The organism is Streptomyces chartreusis NRRL 3882 (assembly GCF_900236475.1).
GTDB classification, from domain to species: Bacteria; Actinomycetota; Actinomycetes; order Streptomycetales; family Streptomycetaceae; genus Streptomyces; species Streptomyces chartreusis_D.
Map to the genome: position 1 here is coordinate 7,522,000 of NZ_LT963352.1, position 8,001 is coordinate 7,530,000.

The 8,001-nt window shown below is 71.1% G+C and carries 6 protein-coding genes (1 of these 6 only partly in view); 3 read left to right on the forward strand and 3 right to left on the reverse strand.

The features are described 5' to 3' along the window. Positions 1–35 precede the first annotated feature (35 nt). Positions 36–572: an NUDIX domain-containing protein gene (locus SCNRRL3882_RS34120; RefSeq protein WP_029181620.1), complete on the forward strand. Its 537-nt coding sequence runs from the start codon at positions 36–38 to the stop codon at positions 570–572. Here SCNRRL3882_RS34120 and SCNRRL3882_RS34125 read toward each other — a convergent pair. Further along, the gene (locus SCNRRL3882_RS34125; protein ID WP_040904132.1) at positions 563–2,941 is read right to left on the reverse strand and encodes a TIM-barrel domain-containing protein; all 2,379 of its coding nucleotides are present in this window, start codon (positions 2,939–2,941) and stop codon (positions 563–565) included. The two genes, SCNRRL3882_RS34120 and SCNRRL3882_RS34125, sit on opposite strands and share 10 nt — an antisense overlap. Positions 2,942–3,153: 212 nt before the next feature. Here SCNRRL3882_RS34125 and SCNRRL3882_RS34130 point away from each other — a divergent pair, with 212 nt between their 5' ends. Then, the gene (locus SCNRRL3882_RS34130; protein ID WP_010046258.1) at positions 3,154–5,121 is read left to right on the forward strand and encodes an acetoacetate--CoA ligase; all 1,968 of its coding nucleotides are present in this window, start codon (positions 3,154–3,156) and stop codon (positions 5,119–5,121) included. 154 nt (positions 5,122–5,275) lie between these two features. Further along, complete coding sequence (locus tag SCNRRL3882_RS34135) at positions 5,276–6,166, forward strand: hypothetical protein (RefSeq protein WP_010046255.1); 891 nt, start codon at positions 5,276–5,278, stop codon at positions 6,164–6,166. A gap of 69 nt (positions 6,167–6,235) precedes the next feature. Here the strand turns inward: SCNRRL3882_RS34135 and ptsP are convergent, their stop codons facing one another. Both ptsP and SCNRRL3882_RS34145 read right to left on the reverse strand, forming a co-directional pair. Continuing rightward, positions 6,236–7,906, reverse strand: a complete 1,671-nt coding sequence (gene ptsP, locus SCNRRL3882_RS34140; protein WP_010046253.1) for a phosphoenolpyruvate--protein phosphotransferase — start codon at positions 7,904–7,906, stop codon at positions 6,236–6,238. A 78-nt stretch (positions 7,907–7,984) separates the two neighbouring features. After that, positions 7,985–8,001: the end of a PTS sugar transporter subunit IIA gene (locus SCNRRL3882_RS34145; protein ID WP_010046252.1), read on the reverse strand. 433 nt of this gene lie beyond the right edge of the window; only the last 17 of its 450 coding nucleotides appear in the window; the start codon falls outside the window, past its right edge — the gene reads right to left on this strand; it ends in the stop codon at positions 7,985–7,987.

Genomic DNA, 8,001 nt, shown 5'->3' on the forward strand with positions numbered 1-8,001 from the left:
AGACGCCCTCTCCGTGATCGGCTACAGTCCGCCGCGTGTCCGAAACTCAGCACTCCAGTTCCAACTCCGCGCCGGACTCCCACTGTTCGAGCTGCGGCGCGCCCTACGGAGAGGGCGTCTCCGGTTGGCCCCGCACCTGCCCGGCGTGCGGCAGCGTGGCCTACCGCAATCCACTCCCGGTCGCGGTGGCCCTCCAGCCCGTGTACGACACCAAGGGCACCGCCCTGGTCGTCATCACCCGAACCGTCGCTCCCGCGCGCGGGGGCACGGCCCTGCCCGGTGGCTACATCGACGACCGGGAGGACTGGCGGCACGCCGTCGTACGCGAACTCAAGGAGGAAACCGGCATCGACGCGGCCGTCCGCGACGTACGCCTCGTCGACGCGATGAGCTCGCCCGACGGACACCTGCTGCTGTTCGGCCTCCTTCCCGAGCGGCCTGCCGAGGGCCTGCCGCCCTCCGCCGCCACGGAGGAGACGGAGGGCTGGCACCTCCTGCGCAGGGCGGAGGAACTCGCCTTCCCCCTGCACACCGTGGCCGTACGGGCCTGGTTCGAAGGCCGCTACATCTGAGCTCCGAGCTCCCCTGCCCCGCGGACGCGCACCGGGTGGGACGGCTCGCCCGTGCCGTCCTCACCCTCCCGCTCGACGACCACCCGCGAGCCCGTCCACCGGGCGGTGTAGCGCTCGATCTCCGGCTCGTCCCACCCCTCGCCCCCGTCCGGCACGACCAGCCCGCCCCCGGTCCGTCCCCGGGCGGGCGCCCACACCTCCAGCTCCAGCCCGCCGTCCTCCCCGCGTACGGGAAGTACCGCACCCGCGCGTGCGAACACCGGTATCCGCGACAGGGGTGCGTCGACGAGCACCTGCGCAGGCCCCTCGTACGCCTGCTCCGTCACCGTGTCGTACCAGCGCCCCCGCGGCAGCTGCACGGCACGCCGGTCCGCGCCCGGGTCGAGCACCGGCGCCACCAGCAGGCTGTCACCCAGCAGGAAGGCGTCCCCGCAGTCACGCAGCGCCCGCTCCTCCGGAGCCGCCCACCACAGAGGCCGCACATAGGGCGCCCCGGTACGCCGGGCCAGATGCGCCAGCGTCATGAAGTACGGCAGCAGCCGCCGGCGTTCCACGAGCGCCACGCGCGCGTGCTCCAGCACCTCGGCACCGAACTCCCACGGCTCCCTGCGCCCCGCCCGCAGACTCGCGTGCGTACGGAACAGCGGCAGATACGCCCCCAGCTGGAACCACCGCACGAAAAGCTCGGGCGAGGGATCCCCGTCGAAGCCTCCGATGTCCGGCCCCGAGTACGGCACGCCGCACAGACCGAGCCCCATCACCAGCGCCAAGGACGCCCGCAGTCCCGGCCAGCCGGTGGCCACGTCACCCGACCACGTCCCGCCGTAGCGCTGCAGGCCGGCCCACCCGGAGCGGGAGAACAGGAACGGCCGCTCCTGGGGCGCGAGTTTCCGCAGCCCTTCGAAGCCCGCCCGGGCCATGCACAACGCATACACGTTGTGTGCCTCACGATGGTCACCGCCTCGCCCCTCCAGGGAGTGCCGCGCCGAACGCGGCAGCGTCGCCTCTCCGAAGGCGGCGAACGACGTGGGCTCGTTCATGTCGTGCCAGAAACCCGAGAAGCCCTGCGCGAGCCGCTCCTCGTAGAGACCGCCCCACCACTCGCGCACGCGCGCGTGCGTGAAGTCGGGAAACACCGACTCCCCAGGCCACGCGACCCCCTGTACGACCTGCCCCGAGGCGTCCCGCACGAACGCGTCCTCGGCCGTACCGCCGTCGTACACGGCATTGCCGGGCACGGCCTTCACAGCAGGATCGACGATCGACACCAGCCGGATGCCGTCCCGCCGGAGTTCCTCGGCCAGAACGGGCAGCTTCGGGAAGCGGTCCTGATCGACGGTGAACACCTGGTGCGCGTCGAAATGGTCGATGTCCAGGTGCACGGCGTCGAGCGGCAGACCGTGCTCCAGGTAACCCGCGACGATCCGCCGCACCTCCTGCTCACTGCCGAATCCCCACCGCGCGTGGTGGTGCCCGAGCGCCCACGCGGGCGGCAGCGCGGGCGCGCCGGTCAGTGAGGCCCAGGCGAGCAGCACGCGCGCGGGGGTGCCCGCCATCACCCAGCAGCGCAGCGGACCGCCGTCCATCCGCAGCTCGCTCGTCCCGGCCTGGTCATGTCCCGAACCGGCGCCCTCCTCGCCCTCCCGCAGCGTCACCGTGCCGTCCCACGAACTGTCGTGGAACACCAGATGCGTACCGCTGTCGGACACCACCAGCTGCACCGGCATCGTGATGTACAGCGGGTCGTCACCGGGCCCGAAGGCGTGACCGGGGTCGGTGTTCCACAGCCGGTACGTCCCGTCCGCCAACCGAGGACCCGAGGCACGACCACCCAGCCCGAAGAACCGCGCGTCGGCAGCCACCTCCGACCGCTGCATCCACCGCGCCGGGCCGCCACCGACCGGCTCCCACCACCGCGGCGGCAGATCACGACGCAACGTCACGCCACCCGGGGTGCGCACCTCCACCGCGCCGTGCCGCGACACGACGACCGTCACCCGCTCGGCCACCACCCGCCAGCCGCCGTCCTTGTCCGGCTCCAGCACCGCCCGGGGATCCGCCTCCGGACACCGGCCGGCCAGCGCGTACGACGGCTCCGGCTCCGCCCCGTCCCAGCCCCAGAAGACGGCTCCGTTCACAGCGACCAGAATCCGCAGCTCCGACCGGCTGAACCGGACGACACCACCCCCCGGCCCCGGCTCCACCTCCTGCACGGACCCGGGCACCCGCGCACGCTCCGCCCCCCGCGACGGCAGCCCGGTGGCGTCGGCCCGCCGCCTGCGCCACGCTGCTCGTACGGTACGCACACCCTGCGCCGCGCCCACCGACCCCACCGCTTTCACCGAACGCACCAGGTCACGACCGTTCATGCTGCTCACCCTGCCACTGACCGCCCCGCGCGCGCGTGTCGTTCAACTGCCGTTCACCCGTGCCAGGACCACATCTTCACGACACGGACTATGTGGGGCGCACCCTGGTGCCGAAGTCGATCACATGGCATTGTCCGTGCCAGCCGCGTCACGCGCACACCCCAGCCCGTGCGCGGAGGACGCACACGACGCGCACAGTCCGGGAGCCGACCATGTCGACCGATAGTCCTCAGCCGCTGTGGCAGCCAGACCCCGAGCGCATCGCCCGGGCACGGATCACGAGGTTCCAGGCCTGGGCGGCCGAGCACCACGGCGCCCCCGCCGAGGGCGGCTACGCGGCCCTCCAGCGCTGGTCCGTCGACGAGCTGGACACCTTCTGGAAAGCCGTCACGGAGTGGTTCGACGTCCGTTTCCGGACGCCCTACGCGCGCGTGCTCGGCGACCGTTCGATGCCGGGCGCCCAGTGGTTCCCCGGAGCGACCCTCAACTACGCCGAACACGCCCTGCGTGCGGCCGACACCCGCGCTGACGAACCGGCCCTCCTGTACGTCGACGAAACGCACGAGCCAAGCCCCGTCACCTGGGCCGAGCTACGCAGCCAGGTCGGCTCCCTGGCCGCCGAACTGCGCGCGCTCGGCGTACGCCCGGGAGACCGTGTCAGCGGCTATCTCCCCAACGTCCCGCAGGCCGTGGTCGCCCTCCTCGCCACAGCCGCCGTGGGCGCCGTCTGGACCTCCTGCGCGCCCGATTTCGGCGCCCGCAGCGTCCTCGACCGCTTCCAGCAGGTCGAACCCGTCGTGCTGTTCACGGTCGACGGCTACCGCTACGGCGGCAAGGAGCACGACCGCCGCGAGATCGTCGCCGAACTACGCCGCGAACTGCCCACCCTGCGCGCCGTCGTCCACATCCCCCTACTGGGCACCGAGGCACCCGAGGGCGCCCTGGACTGGTCCGCCCTCACCTCAGCCGACACGGCCCCCGTCTTCGAGCAGGTGCCCTTCGACCACCCCCTGTGGGTCCTCTACTCCTCCGGCACGACCGGCCTGCCCAAAGCCATCGTCCAGTCCCAGGGCGGCATCCTGGTCGAGCACCTCAAGCAGCTCGGCCTGCACTGCGACCTGGGCCCCGAGGACCGCTTCTTCTGGTACACGTCGACCGGCTGGATGATGTGGAACTTCCTCGTCTCCGGCCTGCTCACCGGCACCACGATCGTCCTCTACGACGGCAGCCCCGGCTACCCGGACACCGGCGCCCAGTGGCGCATCGCCGAACGCACCGAGGCCACCCTCTACGGCACGTCGGCCGCCTACGTCATGGCCTGCCGCAAGGCGGGCGTCCACCCGTCACGCGACTTCGACCTCTCCTCCGTCCAGTGCGTCGCCACCACCGGCTCCCCCCTGCCGCCCGACGGCTTCCGCTGGCTCCACGACGAGGTCCGCGACGACCTGTGGATCGCCTCCGTCAGCGGCGGCACGGACGTGTGCTCCTGCTTCGCCGGAGCCGTACCGACCCTCCCCGTCTACGTCGGCGAGCTCCAGGCCCCCTGCCTCGGCACCGACCTCCAGTCCTGGGACCCGAGCGGCTCCCCCCTGGTCGACGAGGTCGGCGAGCTCGTGGTCACCAACCCCATGCCGTCGATGCCCATCCACTTCTGGAACGACCCCGACGGCAGCCGCTACCGCGACAGCTACTTCGACACGTACCCCGGCGTCTGGCGGCACGGCGACTGGATCACCGTCACCTCCCGCGGATCCGTCGTCATCCACGGCCGCTCCGACTCCACACTCAACCGCCAGGGCGTACGCATGGGATCCGCCGACATCTACGAGGCCGTGGAGCGCCTCCCCGAGATCAAGGAATCCCTCGTCATCGGCATCGAACAGCCCGACGGCGGCTACTGGATGCCCCTCTTCGTGCACCTGGCCCCCGGAGCCGCCCTGGACGAGGCCCTGCTGAACCGCATCAAGCAGACCATCCGCGAACAACTGTCACCGCGCCACGTCCCCGACGAGATCATCGAAGTACCCGGCGTCCCCCACACCCTCACCGGCAAACGCATCGAGGTCCCGGTCAAACGCCTCCTCCAGGGCACCCCGCTGGAGAAGGCGGTCAACCCGGGCTCCATCGACAACCTCGACCTGCTGAGCTTCTACGAGGACCTGGCCCGCAAACGCGCCTGACCGGCACCACCCTCCGACCACTCGTCGTAACCGGGACTGTCGACGGAATGCACTTTTCGCCTTCTTTCGGATGCGCGATCACTTGCTCGGCCCTGGTTGTCAGTGCTGCCGGTTACTGTGAGTGAGCATTGATCGACCGTGCACAGGGGGAACAATGACGCACACCGACAGCCGGACCATGCGACGTGTCCTGAGCCGCGAAATCGCCGGCACCATCGGCTTGCTCACCGACGAGCACGACTTCCGGGCCATGCGGTGCTACCGCAGCTTCACCTTCGACGACCACACGGCCTACCTCAAGCATGTGGAAGGCCTCCTCAGGACACGGGCCCTGCAAGGCAGCCACACCACGGTGGCCCTCTTCGACCCCGAGGAATACGCCGAGTTCTGCACGCAGAAAGGCCTTGATCCAGACAACCCGTCGAGCCGCACACGCTTCACGGCACGACTCGCGGTCACAGGCCCGACCCTTCCGTACGACGGCCAGCCTCTGTCCGACCTCCTCCCCGCCCTCGTCGACGAGGCCGTGCGTCAGGCCACCTGGGAGTACGCGACCACACTCCTCGCTCGCCTGGGCGCCTGCACCTCCTGCGGCGAGGACCTTGGACGCGCCGCCTTCGCCCGGGCCTCGGACCTCCTGGTCCGCATCCTCGACACGGCCCCGTCCGGCAACCGGCACCTCGTATGCAGCGTCACCGGACCGCCCGAGACGATCCTCGCCGCCCTCCACGTCGCCGACACCGGCGGCGCCGTGGAACTGGACGAGACCGAAGCCCTCGAGTTCACCACGGTCCTGGCCCTCGGCCTGGCCACCGAAAGCCCCGGAGGACTCGTCATCCGCGTCAGCGCTCCAGGCAACCCCGACCGCGTCTATGGCTGGCGCCTGCGCGCATACGGACTCCAGCCCCTCACCGCGGGAGAAGTCTTCGACGCCTACTGCACCGACGTCGAATCCGGCGACCTGATCTCCCCCGAATCCAACGTCGACTACTGCGAGCCGCCCGACCTGGGAGAGGTGAATCCCGCGCAGGGACACAACCACTGAGTAAAGCGGCGGGGCGCCCCACCGCAGTGGAGCGCCCCGCCCGGGCAGCCTCGGCCGGCCAGGTCCGGCTCACTCGCCGGACAACACCGCCTGCGCCGCGCTGCGCGCGTCCTCGGCGCTGTCCGAAGCCCGAGCCGCCGCGGCGGCCCGCTCGCACTGCGCCAGTGTGTACTTCGCCAGCGTGGCCCGGACATAAGGAATCGACGCCGCACCCATCGAAAGAGAGGTGACGCCCAGACCAGCCAGCACACACGCGAGCAGCGGGTCGGACGCGGCCTCACCACAGACGCCACAGCTCTTGCCCTCGGCCTTCGCCGCCTCGGCGGACAGCGCCACCAGGTCGAGCAGCGCGGGCTGCCACGGATCCTGGAGACGAGAGACCGCACCCACCTGACGGTCGGCGGCGAAGGTGTACTGCGCCAGGTCGTTCGTCCCCAGCGACAGGAACTCGACTTCCTGGAGGATCGAGCGAGCCCGCAGCGCCGCCGACGGAATCTCGACCATCGCGCCGAACTTCGCCCGCAGCCCAGCCTCTCGGCACGCGTCCGCGAAGGCCCGCGCATCTGTCCGGTCCGCGACCATCGGGGCCATGACCTCGAGGTAGACCGGCAGCCCCTCCGCGGCCTTCGCGAGCGCCGTCAGCTGAGTACGCAGGACCTCCGGGTGATCCAGCAGCGTCCGCAGACCCCGTACGCCGAGCGCCGGGTTCGGCTCGTCGGCCGGCGTCAGGAAGTCGAGCGGCTTGTCCGCACCCGCGTCCAGCACCCGCACCACGACACGCCCCTCGGGGAACGCCTCCAGCACCTGCCGGTACGCGGTGACCTGCTTCTCCTCGGACGGCGCCTGCTTGCTGTCGTCCAGGAAGAGGAACTCGGTACGGAAGAGACCGACACCCTCGGCCCCGGCCTCGACGGCTGCCTCCACATCCGCAGGGCCACCGATGTTCGCGAGCAGCGGCACCTTGTGACCGTCAGCGGTGGCACCAGGACCGGTCGAGGCCGCCAGCGCCGCCTTGCGCTCGGCGGCCGCGGCCTCGAGCTGAGCCTTCTTCTCGTCGCTCGGGTCCACGAAGATCTCGCCGGTGCTGCCGTCGACGGCGATCATCGTGCCTTCGGCGAGCTCGCCCGCACCCGGCAGGGCGACCACGGCCGGCACCCCGAGCGCCCGCGCCAGAATCGCGCTGTGGCTGGTCGGACCGCCCTCCTCGGTGACGAAGCCGAGCACCAGAGTCGGGTCCAGCAGCGCCGTGTCGGCGGGCGCGAGGTCACGGGCCACAAGGACATAGGGCTCGTCGCTGTCGGGGACACCCGGCATCGGCACCCCCAGCAGACGGGCGACGATACGATTCCGCACGTCGTCGAGATCGGCGACGCGACCGGCGAGGTACTCACCGGCGCCCGCCAGCAGCTCGCGGTACGCGGCGAACGCGTCGTACACCCCGCGCTCGGCCGTGCTGCCGACGGCGATCCGTCGCTCCACGTCTGCCATCAGCTCGGGGTCCTGGGCCATCATGGCCTGCGCCTCGAGCACCGCCTGGGCTTCACCCCCCGCCAGGTTGCCCCGTGCCATCAGGTCGGCCGCCACAGCCTCCACGGCCTTGCGGGCGCGCCCCTGTTCACGCTCCGCTTCCTCCGCGGGGATCTGCTTCGCGGGCGGCTCCAGCACCGCCGTTCCCATGTGCCGAACCTCGCCGATAGCCACACCGTGGCTCACGCCGACGCCTCGCAGCGTTGTGTCCATCTCACCCGTCTCCGATAGTGCGGCGGATCCAACCGCCCCGTTGCTTCTCCTGCTGGCCGCCGTACGACGGCACTGATGTCACTTCCAGAGGAAGA

What these genes read in the sequence shown, in the direction of transcription:
- SCNRRL3882_RS34130 (WP_010046258.1), top strand. Translation starts at nt 3,154, where the DNA reads ATGTCGACCGATAGTCCTCAGCCGCTGTGGCAGCCAGACCCCGAGCGC.
- SCNRRL3882_RS34125 (WP_040904132.1), bottom strand. Translation starts at nt 2,941, where the DNA reads ATGAACGGTCGTGACCTGGTGCGTTCGGTGAAAGCGGTGGGGTCGGTG.
- ptsP (WP_010046253.1), bottom strand. Translation starts at nt 7,906, where the DNA reads ATGGACACAACGCTGCGAGGCGTCGGCGTGAGCCACGGTGTGGCTATC.
- SCNRRL3882_RS34135 (WP_010046255.1), top strand. Translation starts at nt 5,276, where the DNA reads ATGACGCACACCGACAGCCGGACCATGCGACGTGTCCTGAGCCGCGAA.